A 20,826-nucleotide genomic window follows, 5' to 3' on the forward strand; every position below is an offset into this window, starting at 1 on the left:
ACCGCTGACTCAGCGGCGGCGTTTGGTTACGCCTCATACGGCACGAGATGCGTCACCGGAACGATTTTTTCCAGTCGCACCGCGGAGACTTTGAACTCCGGAATTTTGGCCGTCGGGTCACGCGCTTCGGAGGTTAAGCGGTTGGCGGGGGACTCGGCAAAGTGGAACGGCACAAACACCACGCCCGCTTGCATGCGTTTGGTCACAAACGCTGGCGCCTCAATCTCACCACGTCGAGAGCACAAACGAACGCGTTCGCTGTTGTGAATCCCGAGCCGCTCTGCATCTTGCACGCTGATCATGATGCGCGGTCCGGCGCGCTGATCCAGCCCTTTGGTTTTGCGTGTCATGGTGCCGGTGTGAAATTGTTCCAGCAGCCGGCCGGTGGTGAGGATGAGCGGGTACGCGTCATCGGGCAATTCTGCGGCGTATTCAAACGGCACTGCGACCATCTCGCCCCGGCCACGTTTAAAGCTGGTTTGATGCAGAATCCGCGTGCCATTCGGCGCTTGCTCGTTACAAGGCCATTGCAGGCTTTCATGACCAAGGCGCTGCCAATCCATCCCCGCGTATTGCGGCGTGACTGAGCAGATCTCCTGTTGGATCTGCTCAACATGTTGATAATGCCAGTTGCCGCCGAGCGCATTGGCAATCTCGGTGATGATGCGCCAATCTTCACGTGCTGTGCCTGGCGGCTTAATCGCGGGTGAGAGTGCCTGCACGCGCCGTTCCGTGTTGGTGAAGTGGCCCTGTTTTTCAGCAAACGAGCAAGACGGCAACACCACGTCGGCTAACTGTGCGGTTTCCGACAAAAAGATGTCTTGTACCACCAGAAAATCGAGCGTGTTGAGCGCGTCGATGACGTGCGCTTGATGCGGATCGCTCAGCACCGGGTTTTCACCCATCACATACAAACCGCGCAGCTGCTGGGTGGCTGCGGCATCAATCATCTCGGTCAGGGTTAACCCGGGCGTGGTGGGCAGGTGATCGCACTGCCAAGCTTGCGCAAATTTGGCTTGCACCAACGGGTTCGTGACTTTTTGGTAGCCGGGGTAGTCGCCGGGCAGCGCCCCCATATCACACGCTCCTTGCACATTGGATTGGCCACGCAGCGGGTTGATACCGCCGCCCTCCACGCCGATGTTGCCACACAGCAGTTGCAGGTTGGCAATGGAGCGTACGTTGTCGTGTCCGGTGGTGTGCTGAGTGATGCCCATGGCGTAATACACCGCCGTGACGCGCGCGGTGCCAATCATCTCGGCGATTTGAATCACATCGGCGGCTTGGACGCCGGTGACCAGTTCGACTTTCTCGGGCAGGTAACGATCCGACATGACTTCCATGAGCAGCTCCTCAAAGCCATCCACCCGTTGGCGAATATAGGCGTCATCGTACCAAGCATGCGTGATGATTTGCTGCATGATGCCGTTGAGCAGCATCACGTCGGTGCCCGGGCGCTGCGCGACGTATATCGTGGCGTGATCGGCCATCTCGATGCGTTTCGGGTCGGCCACAATCAATCGTGCGCCTTTGCGAATGGCTTGCTTGAGGTGCGAGGCGATGATCGGGTGTGCGGTGGTGGTGTCAGAGCCGATGATCAAAATGACATCCGAATGCGCAATGCTGGCGATGTCGTTGGTCATGGCGCCGCTGCCAAGGGAGGCTTCCAGCCCCGTGACGGTGGAGGCGTGACACAGCCGCGCGCAGTGATCCACGTTGTTGGTGCCCAATTCGCGGCGCATCAATTTTTGGAACAGGTAGTTGTCCTGATTGGTGGTTTTGGCGGACGAGAAGCCGCCCAGCGCATCGCTGCCATGCGTTTGTTGAATATGACGAAAGCGCTTGGCGACCAGAGCAATGGCTTCGTCCCAACTGGCGGGTTGCAATTCACCGTGCCGCCGGATTAACGGCTGAGTGAGGCGCTGCGGACTGTGAATGAAGTCAAACCCAAAGCGGCCTTTCACGCACAACATACCTTGGTTGACGGGAGAGCGCGTGTCGCCTTTCACGTAACGCACGCGGTTCGCTTGCTCGTCGACATACATCACCACATTGCAGCCCACGCCGCAGTAGGTGCAGACCGTGGTCACCGGTTTGAGCACTTCAACTCGCGCGTGGGATTTGTCGCGTTTATCGACCAGCGCGCCCGTCGGACACACCTGCACACATGCTCCGCATTGCACGCAGTTGGAATCGCCCATCAAGGTGCCATCGTGAAACATCGGCCGGTTTTGTGAGTGCGAAAAATGCAGCGCGCCGTGCACGGTCTCTTCCTGACATGTCTGGACGCATGCGCCACAACTGATGCAGCGATTGGCATCAAACACGATGAACTCGCTGCTCTTATCCACGGCAAAGCGTTGTTTTTCGCCGCAATCGATGTGGGCAGCATCGACCTGATACGCAGAGGCGTAGGTCCGTAAATCGCACTGGGTGTTGGCTTGGCAGCCACACTCTAAGCAGCGCGCCGCTTCCATGCGCACGGCTAAATCGCCGGGGTCAAGCTCCACTTCCGAGAAGTTTTTGCGTCGATGCAAAGGGGGCAGATGAGGAAAATCAATGCGGCGCCGTTTGGCTTCTAAGCGGTATTCACTGCGTTTAACCCGGCTGAGGCTTTCGGCTTTACGGCTGGTGAAGGGGGCTGAAGCATGGGCAGGCGTGCCCAAAATCAGCCGCTCCGTGATGGCTTCGGCCGCACGTTTGCCGTCTGCGATGGCTTCAATGGCGGTGGCAGGGCCGCGGCGAAAATCACCGATCGCGTAGACGTTGTCAAAGTGGTGCAGTGTGTCGCCGTCAACGTCGGCGGTGTGTTTGCGCGTCAGCGGCACGTGGTCCCATTTCGCCCCAAACAGGCTCAAATCCGGCGTTTGCGATAGCGCAGAAATCACCGTATCAAATGCTTGTTGGTGATATTCCCCCGTTGGCACGGGCTGGCGACGGCCGGAGGCGTCCGGTTCACCCTGCGCCATGGTTTCGAGTTTAATGGCACGCACTCGGCCGTGTGCGTCGGCTAAGTTTTCGACCGGACGAGTTAGAAAGCAGAACTGCACGCCTTCGTGCGCCGCGGCTTCAATTTCGTATTCTTCTGCTGGCATTTCATCGACGGTGCGGCGATAAATCAGCGTGACTTGCGCGCCCAAACGCAGCGCCGTGCGCGCGCAGTCAATGGCGGTATTGCCGCCGCCGATCACCGCGACCTGTTTCCCCGTGATGAGTGTGCGCTCGGTTGCGGCATCTTTGAGGTAATCGACGCCTAGATAGCAACCGGTAAGTTCACTGCCCAGATAGTGAGCGCTAACTGCTAAACTCGCACCGATGGCGACACACACCGCGTCATTTGTTTGCTGAAGCTGCTCAAGAGTGAAATCGCGGCCGACTTTCTGATGACATCGAATCTGAATGCCCGTCTGACAAAGTAGGTCGATTTCCTGATCCAAAATCTGTTTGGGCAGGCGGTATTCCGGAATGCCATATTGCAGCCAACCGCCGGGTTTGGGCATGGCTTCATAAATCGTGACGGCAAAACCGGCAAGGCGCAGATAGTAACCACACGCTAACCCGCCCGGCCCGCCCCGACGATCGCAACCTGTTTGCCATTGCCGAGCGGCACGCTGGGTTGAAAAGGCTGACTTTGGCTGTCCATATCTGCCGCATGGCGTTTGAGCTGACGAATGGCGATAGGCTCGTCGACTAAGGTGCGGCGACATTCAGTTTCACAAAACGCCGGGCACACACGGCCAATCGAGGCGGGCAGCGGCAGGTGGCGTTTGATCACGTCGACCGCTATGTGATAATCGCCCTCGGCGATGTGATGCAGGTAAGATTGAATGTCCACGTGCGCCGGACAGGCGATTTGGCACGGCGCTTCGCAATCGGCGTTGTGGTCGGAGAGCAGCCGTTTCAGCGCCGTTTGGCGCCGCTGATAGAGCGTGTCGTTGTGGGTCTCGATCACCTGATTCGGCTGTACTGGGTGCTCACAGGCGCGCACGACACCGAGCTGCTCAACGTCAACCACGCACAAATCGCAGTGCTGTTTTTCGGCTTGATGGCTGGTGGCACACAAATGAGGAATGTCGATGTCGATCGACTGCAGGAATTGAAACAGAGTTTGCCCACGGTGATAGGGGTAGGCGATGCCATTCACGACCACTTGCATAGATACCTCTCTGGCACCGACTCGGTGCAACTCGACTGGCCTTTGTCATGCGAATGGCAAGGTTGAAGCATACCGCTGCGTGTGTTTACCTTCGCAATATCTGCATAAAAATTGTGGTTATTATCGAAGTATAGTGAATGGGGTGGGGCCTGCCCACGACTCAGCTCCCAAATCCGAGACGCAATTGTCATCGTTCAGCAACACAATCTTCACCGATCAGTCATTTAACAACGCTAAGCTCCTGAACCATCATCAATTTGCATTGATGCAACACACAATAATTATGACGAAAGTAAAGGAGCAAGCTCATGTGGAACCGTGATGAGAAAGATTCACAGTTTAGCGAAATGATTGAAGCGCGTTTATCACGCCGCCGTTTCCTCGCGGGCAGCGCGGCGGTGAGTGCGGGCGCATTTCTGACTTTAAACCCTGTTGCGAAAGCCGTTGCTGCAAAACCGCAATCCTCTTTGCTGAACTTTGAACCGGTTCCTGCGTCCACGGCAGACATGGTGGTGGTCCCTAAAGGCTATAAAGCCACTCCTTTGATGTCATGGGGTGACCCGATTTTCGCTGATGCACCTGCATTTGACCAAAGCGGTAAACAAGATTCACGTGCACAAGCGCGTCAGTTTGGTGACAACACCGACGGCATGAGCTTCTTCCCTATCAGTGACGATCGCGCAGTACTGGCGATCAACAACGAATACACCAACTACGAATATCTGTTCGACCACAAAGGCGCGGCGATGACTGCGGACGACGTACGCAAAGCGCAGGCGGCGGTCGGTGTGACGGTGGTAGAAATTGTACGCAAGAACGGCAAGTGGATGATTGACCGTGAAGGTCAGCGTAACCGCCGTATTACTGCCAATACGCCGATGGCAATCACGGGTCCTGCGGCAGGCAGCGAATGGCTGAAAACGAAGGCCGATCCAAAAGGCACACTGGCGCTGGGCACATTCAACAACTGTTCAAACGGTCAGACGCCTTGGGGCACGTATCTGACGTGTGAAGAGAACTTCGATGACTTCTTTGGTGCCAATGAAGAGGGCGCGGTGAACGCTGACCAGAAACGCTATGGCATCGCCGCCAAACCGAGTGATTACCATTGGCATCAACACGATGAGCGTTTTGATGTCACCAAGAACCCGAATGAGCCGAACCGCTTTGGTTGGATCGTTGAAATCGACCCGCACAACCCGGATTCAACGCCGATGAAACGCACCGCGTTAGGCCGTTTCAAACATGAAAACGCAGCCTTCACGCTCAACAGCGACGGCTTTGCGGTTGTGTATTTGGGGGATGACGAGCGCGGTGAGCACCTGTACCGTTTTGTGTCGAAAAACCGTTACCAGAAAGGCAACGATGCGGCAAACCGCAAGCTACTTGATGAGGGCACGCTGTCGGTTGCGAAATTCGACATGCAGGACAAAGAGCTGAAAGGCCAAGGGCGCTGGATTGAACTGACGTTTGGCAAGAATGGCCTGACGCCGGAAAATGGGTTCAAAAACCAAGCGGAAGTGCTGATTTTTGCCCGCCGTGCAGCCACGCAAGTGGGCGCGACCACCATGGACCGTCCGGAATGGGTTGCAGTACACCCTGACAACCAACACGTATTCTGCACCTTAACCAACAACAAATACCGTGGCGTGAAAGATGGCCAGCCGGTGGGTGGTCCTAACCCGCGTGCCAAGAACAACTACGGCCAAATTCTGCGTTGGATGCCAGTACATGGCGACCACACCGCGGAGATGTTTGCGTGGGATTTGTACCTGATTGCCGGTAACCCTACAGTGCATCATGGCGACCTGTACGCGGGCAGCGACAACATCAATGCCAACAACATGTTCAACAGCCCGGATGGTTTAGGGTTTGATGACGCAGGGCGTTTATGGATTCTGACCGATGGCAATTACTCCAACAAAGGCGATTTCGCCGGCCAGGGCAACAACCAGATGCTGTGTGGCGACCCGATCACCGGTGAAGTGCAGCGCTTTTTGACGGGTCCTGTGGCGTGTGAAATCACTGGCCTAGCATTCTCGCCGGATCACAAGACCATGTTTGTGGGCGTGCAGCACCCGGGCGAAGAGGGCGCACCGTCGCACTTCCCTGACGGCGGCAGCACCAAACCGCGCTCCACGGTGATGATGATCACGCGCGATGATGGCGGCGTGATCGGCGCTTAATCGCAAACGACACCGTCTGCATTGATTCATCCCGGAAAGTTCAAGCCACTTTCTGGGATGTTTTTTATTTGGCACATGTCGTAACCGGAATTTGCATTGAATTTGACAGATGGTTGATACATGCCCTTGCCCCCTGCATTACACTTGCCGGCTCTGTGGCGAGGTGAATGGACATGTTTTTGAAACAACGATTAGACGATCGGAAATCCGGTTTAACACTGTTATTGCTGTTTGTATTGATTCTGGCGCCGATTTCGGCCGCGTGTATGAATCTGGATTTTCTGCAACCCACCAATGAAACGCTCGTGCGCGCAGTGGTGATGTTGACGCATTCGGCAGGCCCGGAAGGGTTTTTGCTCACGCTGATCCTCTTGATGCTCTGGACGGGTTGGCGCGTGCGCGCCACGAAAGCCGAGTGGCTCAATAAGGCAATACAACTGGGCATTCTGCTGGTGCTGGCGGTGGGAATGAAAAGTGGCCTGAAGAAAATGACGGAGAGTCCGCGACCGTATACGGAAGCGATGACGCAGGCATTGATTTTGCCGTCACCGGAACATTTCTACAAGCTGGACAGGTCGCAACAGCTCGCGGTGATGGATGAGATGGCCGATCAGGTGTCTCCAGCCCGCATCGAGAGCTGGAAGAAGGAAACGGACTATTCGTTCCCATCGGGTCATACCGTGTTTGCCACGCTCTGCTTGGCGTTTTTTGGCGGTATTTTGTTAGAACAGCAGCGTCGCGCGAGTGCGGTGGTGTTGCTGATGTGGAGCGCCAGTATCGGTTTCTCACGATTGTGGCTGGGGATGCATCGTCCGGCTGATTTGCTGGGGGCGGCGATTCTGGTGGGCGTGCTCTATTTTGTGGTGCCAAGGCGCTATCCGTTGGCGGAAAAACTGCTCGGGCGAGTGTTGCCACAAGCCAGATGAAAAAATGGGCCGTTGAGGCCCATTTTTTATGCGGAAAAAGCGAGAACAGACTCCGTCAGGACGGATTAAGCAATGAACGCCGACGCGATGCCAATCAGGCCGCCGAAGACGCCGCCCCACACCACCAGCCAGCCCAGATGCTCTTTGATCATCTTCTGCACCATCTCTTTGACCAATTTGGGCGTCAGTTCACTCAGGCGTTGATCGATGATGTTTTCGATATTGGCCTGAATCTCACCCATCATCGCGGGTGATTCTAACTGCGCTTTCAGCGCGGATTTGACGCTATCGCTCTGGCTCATCTCAACCATGGCTTCTTGCATCTTCTCGACAAAGGGTTGCTTGAGCGGTTGCAGGGCTTCGCTGCCACCAAACATGGCCAGCATGCCGCCAAACGATGAGTTGCTGATCACCTCAACCAAAGAATCAAATGTGGGGTTGAAATCCACTTTGGCAATCACTGGCTCCAAGTTGAGTGTTTTGTCGCCCACCATCTCTTGGTTTAGGAAACGATCGATATTCGATTCAGTGAAAAACTGCTCCATCATCAGGGTTTTGATGGCGGCTTTGAACGCTTCAAAACGCGCAGGGATAACGCCCGAGCCATACAGCCCCGGGACTTTCTCAAACAGCATGTGGATCGCGAGCCAGTTGGTGATCGCGCCCGAGAAGGCAAACAGACCCGCGTAAAACGCAAAGGTGTTGTCTAGTGAATAACCGGCGCCGAGCAGAGCCAAGGCAACCACATTGGTGATAAGACTTTTGTTCATAGCAAAAACGTTGAGGTTGATTAAAAGAGAAGTGAGCGGAATTTTAAGAGAAATTGCGCGCAGGGAAAAGAGCCGGAGCGAGGCTCCGGCATTTTGCTTAAGCGACGTTGATGTCGTCGTCGCAGCCGATAAACCCACCGGTCTGATGCGCCCACAAATGGGCGTAGATGCCATTTTGGTCGATCAGCTGTTGGTGCGTGCCTTGCTCGACGATTTGGCCTTTGTCGAGCACGATCAAACGATCCATGGCGGCGATGGTCGACAAACGGTGCGCAATTGCAATCACGGTTTTGCCCTGCATCAGCTCATTCAGGCTCTCTTGAATTGCCGCTTCGACTTCAGAGTCGAGCGCTGAGGTTGCTTCATCCAGCACCAGCAGCGGCGCATCTTTGAGCAGCACGCGCGAAATCGCGATGCGTTGGCGTTGGCCGCCAGACAGTTTCACGCCGCGTTCGCCCACTTGCGCATCGTACCCGACGTTGCCGTAAGGGTCGGTCAGCGTTTCGATAAACTCGTGCGCGTGTGCTTGCTTGGTCGCGCGCAACACGTCGTCTTCCGACGCATTGGGGTTGCTGTACAAAATGTTGTCGCGAATTGAGCGGTGCAGCAGCGAAGTATCTTGTGTCACCATGCCGATTTCACTGCGCAGTGAATCTTGAGTCACCTGTGAGATGTCTTGGCCATCAATGCGGATGGTGCCGCTTTCCACGTCATGAAAACGCAGCAGCAGATTGACCAGCGTCGATTTACCCGCACCGGAACGGCCAACCAGCCCCACTTTTTCGCCGGGGTGGATGGTCAAATTCAGGTGGTTGATGACCCCTTTGTTTTCACCGTAGTGGAAACTGACGTCCTCAAATTCAATCGCGCCAGTGGTCACTTGCAGCGCTTTGGCGTTGGGTTGGTCTTGAATGGTGATCGGCTTGGAGAGCATGTTCATGCCATCGACCACGGTGCCCATGTTTTCAAACAGGCCGCCGACTTCCCACATGATCCATTTCGACATGCCGTTGATGCGTAGCGCTAAACTGATGGCAATCGCAATCGCACCAATGGTGATCGCGCTGGTCATCCACAAATAAATCGACATCGCCGCAATGGTGAATACCAAGAGGTAGTTCGCCACTTCGACCCAGATGTTAAACCCGGTCACCAAGCGCATTTGGCGGTACACGGTCTCGAGAAAGCTCTCCATGCCTTCTTCGGCGTAGTCGGTTTCTCGGCGACTGTGCGAGAACAGTTTCACGGTCGCAATATTGGTGTAACTGTCGACAATGCGGCCCGTCATTAACGAGCGCGCATCGGCTTGTTCTGCCGACACTTGTTTGAGCTTCGGCACAAAGCGTACTTGAATCGCAATATAGGCCGCGAGCCACAGCAGCATGGGCATCATTAGACGCCAATCCGCTTGCGCCAGCATCACCACCATGGCGGTGAAATAGACCGCGACATAAACGAAGACATCCAGGGTTTTCATCACCGTTTCGCGTACAGACAGCGCAGTTTGCATCACTTTGGTGGCGATGCGTCCGGCAAATTCATCCTGATAGAACGACAAACTTTGTCGCAGCAGGTAGCGGTGTGCCAACCAGCGAATCGACATCGGATAGTTGCCAAGCATGGTTTGGTGGATCAGTAACGAGTAGATCGACACCAGCACCGGCATCCCCACCAACAGTAGCAATGACAGCCCAATCAACGTGTTCCGGTTCTCTTCGAGAAACGTGTCCGGGTTGCTGGTGGAGAGCCAGTCGACCAGTTGGCCCATAAAACCAAACAACGACACTTCGATGATGGCAATGGTGGTGCTGAGCAGCGCCATGATCAACAGCGGCTTCTCGTACCCTTTGGTGTAGTGACGGCAGAATGCCCACAGCGTGTTGGGTGGGCGCTGGGGTTCATCTTGGGGGAAAGCCTTGGTAAAGCTTTCAAACTTCTTATACATGCAGCATCCTTTATGGTGTCCCGTTCTTTGTACGTGTGATGGTGTTGATTCGTGCCATGGCTTTGCTGCGCCAAGGCGGTTGTCTTGACCGAAAGCCACCGCAGGGGGCGATGAGCCCGGGCACGAACGCGCGTTGTTGGGGTTGATGTGAGGTGAACGGGTAAATGGCGAAAGCAATGCGGCTACTTAAATATGCAACTGATTGTTTCGCGAACTGTGGCTAGTATAACCTGAACTGATGAAAATATGCGCATTGGAATTGAGATTCGATGACAACGCGGTAAACCGTGCGGCCACGACGGCATAAAAAAACACCGCGGATGCGGTGTTTTGTCTGATTACGCGGTTCCTTTGGCCGGGCGGGCGCGGCATTTTTTCTTCGGCTGATAATGCAAAATGGTCATCGAGACCGGCAATTGCAGCACTTCGCCTTCGGCATGATCTGGTTGCATGTTGCGCATGTTGGTATCACAGATCACGTGCCAATCCTGCGCTCGATCATTGGGCAAGGTAAAACGCGCGGGCGCGTTGGTTTGGTTGATGAGATACAACAGCTCTTGGCCATCTTCACCAATCCCAATGTGCAGCGCCACGGAACACAAGCGGTTCCAATCGTCATGCTCCATCAAACTGCCGTCGACACGGCGCCAGAAAATGCGGTTGAAGTTCCGCTCTTCGCCACTGAAGGCGCGAATAAACGGCACCATGTACGTTTGACGCGCCGCGACCATCTCTGCCAGCCAGGTTTTGAAGTCGGATTTACGCTCTGATGTGCTCCAATCCAGCCAACTGATGTCGTTGTCCTGACAGTAGGCGTTGTTATTGCCTTGCTGCGTGTGTGAGAGCACATCGGCGGTGAGAATGTGCGGAATACCGAACGCAAACAACAAACTGGCCATGAAGTTGCGCTTTTGGCGTTCGCGAATGGTGCGCACCACCATGTTGTCGGTTTCCCCTTCCACACCGTAGTTGTCGGAGCGGTTGTCACCGTGACCGTCACGATTTTGCTCACCATTGGCTTCGTTGTGTTTGTGCTTGTACGACACCAAATCTTGCAGCGTGAAACCGTCGTGGTAGGTGATGTAGTTGACCGTCAGTTTGTACGGCCAGTTCGCTGCGCTGTAGAGATCGCGTGAGCCCATTAAGCGTGTGGCAAACTCTTTTAAATAGCCTTGATCACCGCGCCAGAAGCTGCGTGTGATGTCGCGCAATTTGTCGTTGGTTTCGTTCCAACCAAACGGGAAGTTGCCCACTTGATACCCGTTCGGGCCAATGTCCCAAGGTTCGGCAATCAGCTTCACCTGACGCAGCACCGGGTCTTGTGCCACGGCTTTAAAGAACGCCGCGTCTTGGCTGAAATCGTCACCGATTCGGCCCAATGTTGCCGCCAAATCAAAACGGAAACCATCGATGTGATATTCACTCACCCAGTAACGCAAGGTGTCCATCACCAAGTTTAACGACGCTTGGTAAGACAAATCGAGCGTGTTCCCACAGCCGGTAAAATTGGCGAAATGGGACCCATGTTGCAGGTAATAGTGTGGATCGAGCGCTTTCAGGTTGAAAATTGGCCCATCTTCCCCGCCTTCGGCGGTGTGGTTGTAGACCACATCCAGAATCACTTCGATGCCCTGTTTGTGCAGCTCACGAATGGTGGTTTTGAGTTCCGTGACCGCATCGTGTTGCGCATAACGTGGATCGGGGGCCATGAACACATACGGGTTGTAACCCCAATAGTTCACCTTGCCCATTTCCAGCAGATGCGGTTCGTGCATACAGGCCGCGATTGGCAGCAATTGCAGCGTGTTGATGTGCTGCTCACGATAAAACGCCAACATCGATTCGCTCACTAAGCCAAGGTAAGTGCCTTGCAGTGCGTCGTCGACATCCGGGTTTTTCTTCGTGACACCTTTTACGTGGGTTTCAAACAGCACCATCTCTTCCCGTGGACGCAGGGGTTTTGGCGTGTCTTGCCAATCAAATTCAGGGTCGATCACCACGCATTTGGCGAGGTCAAAACTGCTGGCCGCATCAAACGGAACGTCATAAGTCAGGCTTTGATCCAATGCTTTCGCATACGGATCGGACAGGTACAGCAGTTCATCTTGGTGATGAATGATAAATCCGTATTTTTGCCCAGCTTTCACGCCTTCAATGTAGGTGTGCTGAATACCGGCATATTCCCCGTCGAGCGGGTGAGTTTCATAACTGCCATCGGCATGAAACAGCGCCAAAAGCAGGTCCTTATTTGCTGGTGCATACACAGCAAAATTGCATCCATTTGGATCAAGTGTTGCACCTAAAGGGTACGGGCGAGAGCAGGTTGTTTTCATCGTAAGCAGTCGTTTTTGTTATTGAGTCAGCAGTAACCACCGTTTTAAGTAAAAGGCTTTGCCCGACTTAGGTCAAGAGCCCTGTCACAAAATTTTTCATGTAATTTTCTTTCATTTTTATGACGTTATTGCGTTGAAATAGTGATCAATTATGCATTTTGTATTCCATATGCTCGGAAGTGAACAAGCGCCTCCCCCTCGAATCCGTGATCGAGGCTTTAAAAACACCATACGGTAAAATATCTACGCCTTTCTCATCCCCCCCCAATATTTTAGGGGTGGAGGAAGTCAGCATTGCCCAATTTCAGTAGTCTTAACAGTGTTGAAACAACTGGGGATTCGTCCCATCTTACCTCTCTTTTTGACAGTATCTTATTTCTGCCTTTTAGGATGAAACAGAGAGAGAGGGCGAGATTAATACACCCTAAATGGAGTTTATAATGAGAAAAGTAAGTGTAATTGCTGCCGCAGTGGTTGCGTCTTTGGCTGCTGGCTCCAGCTTTGCTGAAGACAAAGTAAATCAAGGTTGGCAAATTAATGGATACGGCCATTTACTGTATAACGCAGGTCAATCTTTAGCCCTAAATGAATCGTATGAACATCGTCGCGATTACCGTGCGGCTGGTGCTTCATTTTCTGGTAACCCAAACCAAGTTGAATTTACGGTCACTCGTGGTGATAACTACGACAATGGCGCTTGGTCTAAATACGTTCTGAAGACTGAATACGGCAACAACGAAGGTAGCGGCCGTGGTTTCTATACTTCATCTTCAGGTAGTGAAGGTTTTGGTGAATCAGGTCAACTTGAGTTTAAAGAAGCTTACGTTGAACTGGGCGATCTTTCTTACTTCCCAGAAGGCTTGAGCATTTGGGCTGGTAAACGTTACCTAAACCGTCAAGCTGGTATCATTACTAAAGAATTCTGGAAACAATCTTCTGGTGTTGGTGGCGGTATTCAGTACAAAGATATGGGTATTGCTGTTGTCTCTGCAGATGCTGGTGATAGCTACAACTCAAAACTGGGCAATGTTGATGCCAATGGCAGCAGTACTACATTGACCTCGGTTGACCTGTACTACTACGGTGTGGAAGCGCTGAGCGGCCGCTTTGACTTTGACGCGAAAATCATGTCGCGTAAAAACGTAGACGAAGATAACACGGCGAAAGATGGCTACGGTCTGGCTGTAACTTATTCTCGTGACTACTACGGTCTGGATGGTTGGACAACCACAGCACTGACTTACGGTTCAGGTATTGCGTCAACTAAAGGTGTCAACTTTGGTCAATGGAACGGCGGTTGGGATAAAGACGATGAGTCTATTTTCTTGACCTCTTACGGTGTTCTGAACGTGACCGATAACCTACAAATTGGTACCGAGTTGGTGTACTGGAAACTGTACAACGACACGAAAGACCAAGTTTGGGGTTCTGAGGATGGCGTAGATCGTTTCTTCTTTGGTGCGACACCATCGTACAAATTCAACGAGAACTTCCGTCTAGAAACCACGCTGACTTACGCAGTAGAAAGCTTGGGTAACGGTTCGGATTGGGGTCGTGAAAAAGCAGACACCAGTTTCTACACCGCGACGATTGCACCAGTATTCACTGTGAACGCGGATTACTTTGGTCGTCCACAAATCAAACCTTACGTTACTTACATGAAATCAAGTGAAGATAACTACGGTTGGAGCAACGATGCAAAAGGCGACGAAACTCGCTTTGGTGTTGAAGCCGAGATTTGGTTCTAAGTTGTTAGCCTAATTTACTGTTACTATTTGAAGGCAGTCACCAGACTGCCTTTTGTTTTGATATAGGATTCGATCAATGAAGAAAATGTGGGTACTCGCTCTGAGTGTTGCTGGTTTGATGGGCTGTACATCATCGAACGAACCTAATAGTTACGTAGATGTAAATCAGACGGATGTTTGTTGTGAGTCCCTGAGTGGCGCGCCTTGGGCGGCATTAGAACTCAACGAAGATTTGAACTTTGGTTTAGATGCCAGTTCACCAGTATGGCAGTTTGATACGGGCAAAAGCTACTTTGCTGCGTTTCAGTTTGCTGATCGCTCCGGCAATGTTGACGTTCGTATTCGTAGTGTGATGCAAGAGGGACGCGTACTGAAACCTGCCGTTCAGTTGCTAGATACCAGCTTTAACGTTGTGCGCACGATCTCCTCGGATCAATTTAAAACCCTTTTTTCTGATGCGCTTTCCCGCAACCGATTTGAAATCGAGCTCAGCGTGAATGCAAAACAAACGCCTTATCTCGTGATTTATAGCGAGACCAATGCATTGGGTGAAAAAGTCACCGTTCCTCATCCAGCGAAGCTACGCGCCGAGCAATCGGGTGATCCACTGCCTATCGTCACTGACCCGACTTATGCAACCTCATCCAGTGGTCAACTTGAGCTCAAGGTAGAGACTAAAACCATGGTTGGTGGCTTTGCGTCAGCGCATCTAAAGAGCAACGTGCCGGTGCAACCTGTGACGATCCAACCAGACACCAAAGCCTATTACTTCTCAACCATCGAAAAAGCGGTGGCCGCCAACGATATTCCGAAAGCACTGAGCTTGTTGGATGAAGCCAAAGCGCTGGGGATTGAAGGGGCACAAGAAGTCTTTGTCAAAGCGGTGAACCGTAAATCGGCGCAATAAGCCTGTCTGATTGAAACGCGCCGTGTAGCACAATTCTTGTTGCGAACGATTTTGTAAGTACCGCACTTCGTCAGGAGTGCGGTACTATTGTTTTTATCTGGAGACAAACTGTAACGTCTGGTGAGAATTAAGTTTTTGCTATTTCAGCCGATACAGTCACAAAGACTGAGTTAAGAACCTTATTTGATGAATACTATTGGGATTGCGATCGGGGCAACAGGGTTGTCACTGATTCTGATATTTGTGTGGATGATTTCGCTGTCTGTTCGCAAGAAGAGACTCGAAGCGGAAAAGAAAGCCCGCGAAGAAGCCTATCGCAAAGCACTGGAACGCCAGCGCGATCAAGAACGTAAAGAGCGTCTGTACAAGGCGGAGTCCGGTCATGTGCCGACGATGCTTTACCTGGCCAAAGAGGCCGAGCGGACCAACCTTCGAGAAGCGCTATTCTGGTACGAAAAAGCAGCACATAACGACAACATTACCGGCATGTACGGGATTGTGCGCATTTGCCAACGGATTCGTGATGATGTGATCCTCAAGGAAAAAGCCAAATTCTGGCAGAACTGCATTCAGGGTCAGGAAGGGGATCTGGCGGCGAAGTATGAAACGGGTCGTGCGTTGGTGTATGGCCGGGGGATTGAAGTGGATGTGTCGAAAGGCATTGCCATGATTCAAGATGCGGCAGAAGACAAATACATCGATGCCATGATGTTTATGGGCGACTGGTGTGTCTCCAAAGACAACATCGCGCCAGCGCCGGGCGATTCGACCTATTGGTATTCCAAAGCTGCAAAACTCAACAGCTTGGAAGGCATGATGAAACTGGGCATCAACTACATCAAAGGTGTGGGCGTCGCTGCAGATTTCCTCAAAGGGGTGTACTGGCTCGAACGCGCCAGTGAGAAAGGGTATGCAGAAGCGATGTACTGCGCCGGTGAAGCGTGGATTGATCGCGGGGCCAATGGCAATGCGATTGCCTACATCTGGCTATTTCTTTCGGCTTACTTTGGTTACGAGCCCGCGAAAGTGCTGCGTGACCAAGTGGGCGGGCGCATCGGCGTGGATTCAGTGGTCGGGCTGCAATCGCTGGCGAAACCTCTGCAACAAAAAATTCGTTCGGGGACGGTCAGTAAACACGCGATTATTCGCGCGCTGAACAAGCTCTACAAACGGGGCGTGCCGGTGCCGAAAAAAGGGGAATCGATGCAAGATGATGAGATTGCTGATAGCGCCAGTGATGGCATTTTCGATGAGTTGGATGGCGGCATGATGGCAGATCCAGCCGCTCAGCCAACGGAAGAGAAACCCGCGCCGTTAAACTTCTCGCAGACCTCGATGGATAAACACTGATGGCCTGATACGAACCACCAGAGACAAAAAAAGCCCCGACATGTCGGGGCTTTTTTGATCGCCTAAGAGGCTTAAGCGGAAGGTTTGTGTTGTGATTGGCAAACGGCTGCCGTAAACACTACGTCGGTTGAGCTGTTCAGCGCGGTTTCTGCTGAGTCCTGAATCACACCGATAATAAAGCCAACTGCCACGACTTGCATCGCCACGTCGTTTGAAATACCAAACAGGCCACACGCCAGTGGAATCAGCAGGAGGGAGCCACCCGCAACGCCCGATGCGCCACACGCAGAGACTGCCGCGACCACGCTCAGGAGCAGTGCAGTCAGCAGGTCGATTTGAATGCCCATGGTGTGAACCGCCGCCAGCGTCAGTACGGTGATGGTGATTGCTGCGCCCGCCATGTTGATGGTTGCACCCAGAGGGATGGATACGGAATACGTGTCTTCATCCAGCTTCAGTTTTTCACACAGCGCCATGTTCACAGGAATGTTCGCCGCACTTGAACGGGTGAAGAATGCCGTGACGCCACTTTCACGTAGGCATTGGAAAACCAGTGGGTATGGGTTGGTGCGTGTTTTGACATAAACAATGATTGGGTTCACGACCAGTGCAATGATCGCCATCGCGCCCAGTAGGACCGCAAGCAGTTGTGCGTAGCCAGCCAGTGCATCAAAACCGGTGGTTGCAAAGGTTGATGCAACCAAGCCGAAGATACCAAATGGCGCCAAACGAATGATGAAACGCACGATTTGTGAAACGCCGTGGCTCAGATCTTCGAACACGGCTTTGGTGGTCGCAGATGCATGGTGCAGTGCCAAACCTAGGCCGACCGCCCACGCCAGAATACCGATGTAGTTGGCAGACATCAGCGCGTTCACTGGGTTATCAACCAGTTTGAACAGCAGGGTTTGCAGAACTTCTGCGATGCCTTGAGGCGGCGTTGCGCCTTCAGCACCAGCAACTAACGTCAGGGTCGTCGGGAACAGGAAGCTCAGTACCACGGCAGTCAGCGCAGCGGTAAAGGTGCCAAAAAGGTAGAGTACGACGATAGGACGCATGTAAGTGTGTTGGTTTTTCTTTTGGTTGGCGATAGACGCCGCCACCAGAATAAAGACCAGAATCGGTGCGACTGCTTTCAGTGCACCCACGAAAAGGCTTCCGAGTAGCCCAGCACTTTGCGCAGTATCCGGCGCGGCAACCGCCAGCACAGCACCAAGAATGATACCGGCTAGGATCTGCAGCACGAGGTTACCACGAGCAAAACGGGCAAAAATATTGTTGCTTTGCATAGTTATCCCTGTAATGAATATATGATTCGATTTGTAGTTATTTCAGTGGATATCACTGAATAAGGCCAATATTAACGTGACGGGATAATGTGTCTAGGATTAATTGATAGTTAGAACAAAAAATTACCAGATATGTTGAAATGCAACGCATTTTAGAGTTGATGTTAAAAATATGTAGCGAATGGGTTTGAAAATAGAGGGCGAATATTCACCCTCTATTGGGTTAATAAGCAGTTTTTATGACTGCTTGATTATCTGTGCATGACGAACCATTTTGCTGAAGCGGCGATGTCTTGCGTGCCGCTCGGCAATGGTCTCGCTGTTATAGAGCTGTTCTGCGAGTAATTTCTGATAATTTCTCAATCGTCTCGCATCCAATTCTCCGGTTTCGAGCGCGCGCTGAACGGCGCATCCCGGTTCAGACTGGTGTTGGCAATCACCGAAGCGGCATTGCTGCGCAAGTGATGCGACATCGGCAAAGGTTTCTGCAACACCGTGTTCACAATCAGCAATTTGCAGCTCACGCATGCCCGGTGTATCGAGCAACAGTGCGCCCCCTGGCATCGGTAACAAGAAGCGTGCAGTGGTGGTGTGACGTCCTTTGCTGTCTTGTTCGCGTATGCCACCGGTGCTCTGGATGGTTTCGCCCATCAAGGTGTTGACCAACGTCGACTTCCCGACGCCGGATGAGCCCATGACGGCGACCGTACTGCCGGTTTTGCACCATGCATGCAGCACCTGGCAACTGTCGTGGTCGAGTGCGTTGATGGTTTCGACATTGAGCAGCGGGCTGAGCGCTTGTACGTCGCGGCGCTTCGCTTCGCCATCGGTGCATAAATCTGCTTTCGTCAGCACGATGACTGGCTCAACTTGAGCTTCTCGTGCCAACGCCAGATAACGCTCGATGCGGCTGAGATTAAAGTCCTGATTGAGCGAGGAGACGATAAACAACGTATCGACGTTGGCCGCTATCAACTGCTCATAGGCGCGGCTGCCGGCCGCTTTGCGCCGAAACAGCGATTGGCGGTCTAACAAGCGCACAAACTGCTGGTTGCTATCGATCAAAATCCAATCGCCGACCGTCATCGCGGGAAGTTTCGCGTGAATGTCGAGACGAAATTCTCCGTGCTCGCTCCAGCAAACATAACCGCTGCGATGGTGCGCGGCGATGCGGGCGAAAACAGTATGCTCGATCTCTTCCAAGCTCAGTTGTTGTTGGAATACAGGTCGCCACCCTAACTGTGGCAGTGAGAGAGTATGTGTATTGATTAAACTCATTTGGTTACCCCAGACAGACGCAAAAACGCTGCCTTGAACGCATGAAATATCGCTAGGGTCGAAATGGTATTGTGTGACCCCGGTTAAGAACACCGGGCAATTCTAGGGAAGGAAAGGTGAGCTATTGGGTTACGCTTTCTTCACTGAACTTGCGCGGTGGTGAGTGATTACAATCATTAAAATCCTCCAAATATTGAGTGGGCTGAATGCGCAGACATCATAGCAAAAGAGATGGGGAATCCCATCTCTTTTTGATCAGGCTGCGACTTTCGCCACAGGTTGATAAGGTTGTGCCAAACATCAGTGATGTTGCATACCGTTCATGACTTTTTTCACTGGCGCAGTAAACGACTGTTGCTCCCCGTTTTTAAATGTCAGTTGAACCTCAATGGCTTCGCCTTCGTGGAACGGTTGTTTCAGGTCGAACAGCATGATGTGAAAACTGCCCGGTTGTAGCGTCAGTGAACCGTGCGCAGGCAGGGTGAAGGCTTCCACTTGACGCATTTTCATGACGTCTCCGTCTTTGAGCACATCGTGCAATTCCACTTTTCCGGCTGCTGACGTTGAGGCTGCCACAATGTAGCGCGCGTGGTCGCCAGTGTTGGAGAGTTCAGCAAAGACTGCGCTGGTGGGCGCATTGGGCGGTGTGGCGCGTGCATACGGGTGATGCACCATGACGTCGGATTGGGCGTAACTCAGCGGGCTGAGAAACAGACTGGCCAACACAACAGCTTTCAATTTCATGTCACTATCCTTTTGATGTATTTATTGTTTTTTTAATTGCATCCACGATCGGAGCTGGGTTTTGGGTATGTGGTACTTTGGTGATGAGCGTGCCGTCTGGTTGAAGGAAGTAAAAATAGGAGCTGTGGTCCAAGGTGTATTTCAACTCAGAGTTCGGTAATTCGGTTTTGCGGAAAATCACGCCGTAGCGGTGAGCCAGTGCGGTGGTCACGTCTAAGGGCGCTGACAAACCTTCAATCATGGGGTGGAAATAGTGCGCGTAGGTCGCTGACGCTTGTGCGTTGTCCCGTTCCGGATCGAGTGACACAAACATCGGGCGCACTTGGCTTTGCGTGTCGGCGTCCAGTTCATTGAGCGCGCCAGCCAGCATGGCCAGAGACGTTGGGCACACATCCGGGCAACGGGTAAAGCCAAAATAGACAATGCGAATGCGTGGGTCGTTGGCGTCAAAGATATTCACGGCTTGGTTGTCTTGGCCGAACAGGGTGACCGTGGGTGAATCGGCGAGGTTCGTCGGCTCAGGTTGCGCGTCAAGGTAGCTTTTGAAGCCAAAGCCAAGTACGAACGCGACTACCAGAATCAGGGACCAGTTTTTACTCATCGTTGCATCCTTATCGCGGGATAAACTGTGGTGTGTCCATCGGTCAGCGTGCCAACCCAAGTCATGTGGGCGGTGGTGCAAACCGGCAACATCAACTCAGCGCCGAAACGTCCATCATCACGGCGTTTCAAGACAAACTTGGTTTGGCCCATGTCCATTTCAAGCCCTTCTAGGGTTAACAGCAAGGTGTCTTGCGCGGCGTTGGGCCAATCGACTTCAAGCGGTGTTGCGACCAATGGATGAGCGGTATCGTGAGCGAGTGTCATGCCCACGCCGTTTTGATCGCAGCGCTGCGTTGAGAGCGCACAATAGCGGCTTAGGTCTTTGGGAGGCGGGTCAGCCTGAAAATAACCAATCAGATCGTTGGCGAAAAAGCCGGCCAGTAGTGCGGCAATCACCACCATCAAACGAAATGCTCTGCGCATAGATCTTCCTCATCACGCCGCAGCATTGGGCTGCGTGCAAAGGGTTTCGAGCGATCATCGGCTCGGAATCAAGAAAGCGGCATGGTAGCACAAGGGATGATCAGCGGTTGTGAGCGAACGAGAAAACTGTGCTGGCAGTCATGTAAACAAAAAAGGTGGCCGAAGCCA

The 20,826-nt window shown here is 52.9% G+C and carries 13 protein-coding genes and 1 pseudogene; 5 read left to right on the forward strand and 9 right to left on the reverse strand.

Translation table 11 applies throughout. From position 1 onward, the window contains the following. Positions 1-26: 26 nt before the first annotated feature. Positions 27-4,156, reverse strand: a pseudogene (fdhF, locus tag ACS18Q_RS15075) (formate dehydrogenase subunit alpha). Between the two features lie 308 nt (positions 4,157-4,464). Between fdhF and ACS18Q_RS15080 the strand changes: the two are divergent. Beyond that, complete coding sequence (locus ACS18Q_RS15080) at positions 4,465-6,342, forward strand: PhoX family protein (protein WP_441257915.1); 1,878 nt, start codon at positions 4,465-4,467, stop codon at positions 6,340-6,342. A 173-nt stretch (positions 6,343-6,515) separates the two neighbouring features. Beyond that, entirely contained in the window at positions 6,516-7,268 is a 753-nt protein-coding gene (locus ACS18Q_RS15085) for a phosphatase PAP2 family protein (protein WP_055465177.1), read from the forward strand. A 65-nt stretch (positions 7,269-7,333) separates the two neighbouring features. Here ACS18Q_RS15085 and ACS18Q_RS15090 read toward each other — a convergent pair whose 3' ends face one another. From ACS18Q_RS15090 to glgX, 3 genes are all read right to left on the reverse strand, one after another. Then, positions 7,334-8,038: a hypothetical protein gene (locus tag ACS18Q_RS15090; RefSeq protein ID WP_014257899.1), complete on the reverse strand. Its 705-nt coding sequence runs from the start codon at positions 8,036-8,038 to the stop codon at positions 7,334-7,336. Positions 8,039-8,135: 97 nt separating this feature from the next. After that, positions 8,136-9,983, reverse strand: coding sequence for an ABC transporter ATP-binding protein (locus tag ACS18Q_RS15095; protein ID WP_441257916.1), 1,848 nt, complete (start codon positions 9,981-9,983; stop codon positions 8,136-8,138). Positions 9,984-10,321: 338 nt separating this feature from the next. After that, on the reverse strand, positions 10,322-12,316 hold the full coding sequence (glgX, locus tag ACS18Q_RS15100) for a glycogen debranching protein GlgX (protein WP_038151754.1): 1,995 nt from the start codon (positions 12,314-12,316) through the stop codon (positions 10,322-10,324). A 440-nt stretch (positions 12,317-12,756) separates the two neighbouring features. Between glgX and ACS18Q_RS15105 the strand changes: the two genes are divergently transcribed. From ACS18Q_RS15105 to ACS18Q_RS15115, 3 genes are all read left to right on the forward strand, one after another. Next, on the forward strand, positions 12,757-14,064 hold the full coding sequence (locus ACS18Q_RS15105) for a carbohydrate porin (RefSeq protein WP_154179422.1): 1,308 nt from the start codon (positions 12,757-12,759) through the stop codon (positions 14,062-14,064). Between the two features lie 76 nt (positions 14,065-14,140). Next, on the forward strand, positions 14,141-14,971 hold the full coding sequence (locus ACS18Q_RS15110; RefSeq protein ID WP_441257917.1) for a MalM family protein: 831 nt from the start codon (positions 14,141-14,143) through the stop codon (positions 14,969-14,971). Positions 14,972-15,157: 186 nt separating this feature from the next. Further along, positions 15,158-16,321, forward strand: coding sequence for a tetratricopeptide repeat protein (locus tag ACS18Q_RS15115; RefSeq protein ID WP_286213720.1), 1,164 nt, complete (start codon positions 15,158-15,160; stop codon positions 16,319-16,321). Between the two features lie 71 nt (positions 16,322-16,392). Here ACS18Q_RS15115 and sstT read toward each other — a convergent pair whose 3' ends face one another. The 5 genes from sstT to ACS18Q_RS15140 form a co-directional block, all read right to left on the reverse strand. Continuing rightward, complete coding sequence (gene sstT, locus ACS18Q_RS15120; RefSeq protein WP_004727334.1) at positions 16,393-17,610, reverse strand: serine/threonine transporter SstT; 1,218 nt, start codon at positions 17,608-17,610, stop codon at positions 16,393-16,395. Between the two features lie 237 nt (positions 17,611-17,847). Beyond that, a complete protein-coding gene (rsgA, locus tag ACS18Q_RS15125) occupies positions 17,848-18,888 on the reverse strand; it encodes a ribosome small subunit-dependent GTPase A (protein ID WP_441257918.1) in 1,041 nt (346 codons plus the stop codon). A 300-nt stretch (positions 18,889-19,188) separates the two neighbouring features. After that, entirely contained in the window at positions 19,189-19,632 is a 444-nt protein-coding gene (locus tag ACS18Q_RS15130) for a copper chaperone PCu(A)C (RefSeq protein WP_441257919.1), read from the reverse strand. A 4-nt stretch (positions 19,633-19,636) separates the two neighbouring features. Continuing rightward, complete coding sequence (locus ACS18Q_RS15135; protein WP_143679787.1) at positions 19,637-20,233, reverse strand: SCO family protein; 597 nt, start codon at positions 20,231-20,233, stop codon at positions 19,637-19,639. Then, positions 20,230-20,658, reverse strand: coding sequence for a hypothetical protein (locus tag ACS18Q_RS15140; protein WP_441257920.1), 429 nt, complete (start codon positions 20,656-20,658; stop codon positions 20,230-20,232). Before ACS18Q_RS15140 ends, ACS18Q_RS15135 begins: the two co-directional genes overlap by 4 nt. Positions 20,659-20,826 lie beyond the last annotated feature (168 nt).

It is taken from the genome of Vibrio sp. Vf1514 (assembly GCF_052076135.1).
GTDB lineage: Bacteria > Pseudomonadota > Gammaproteobacteria > Enterobacterales > Vibrionaceae > Vibrio > Vibrio furnissii.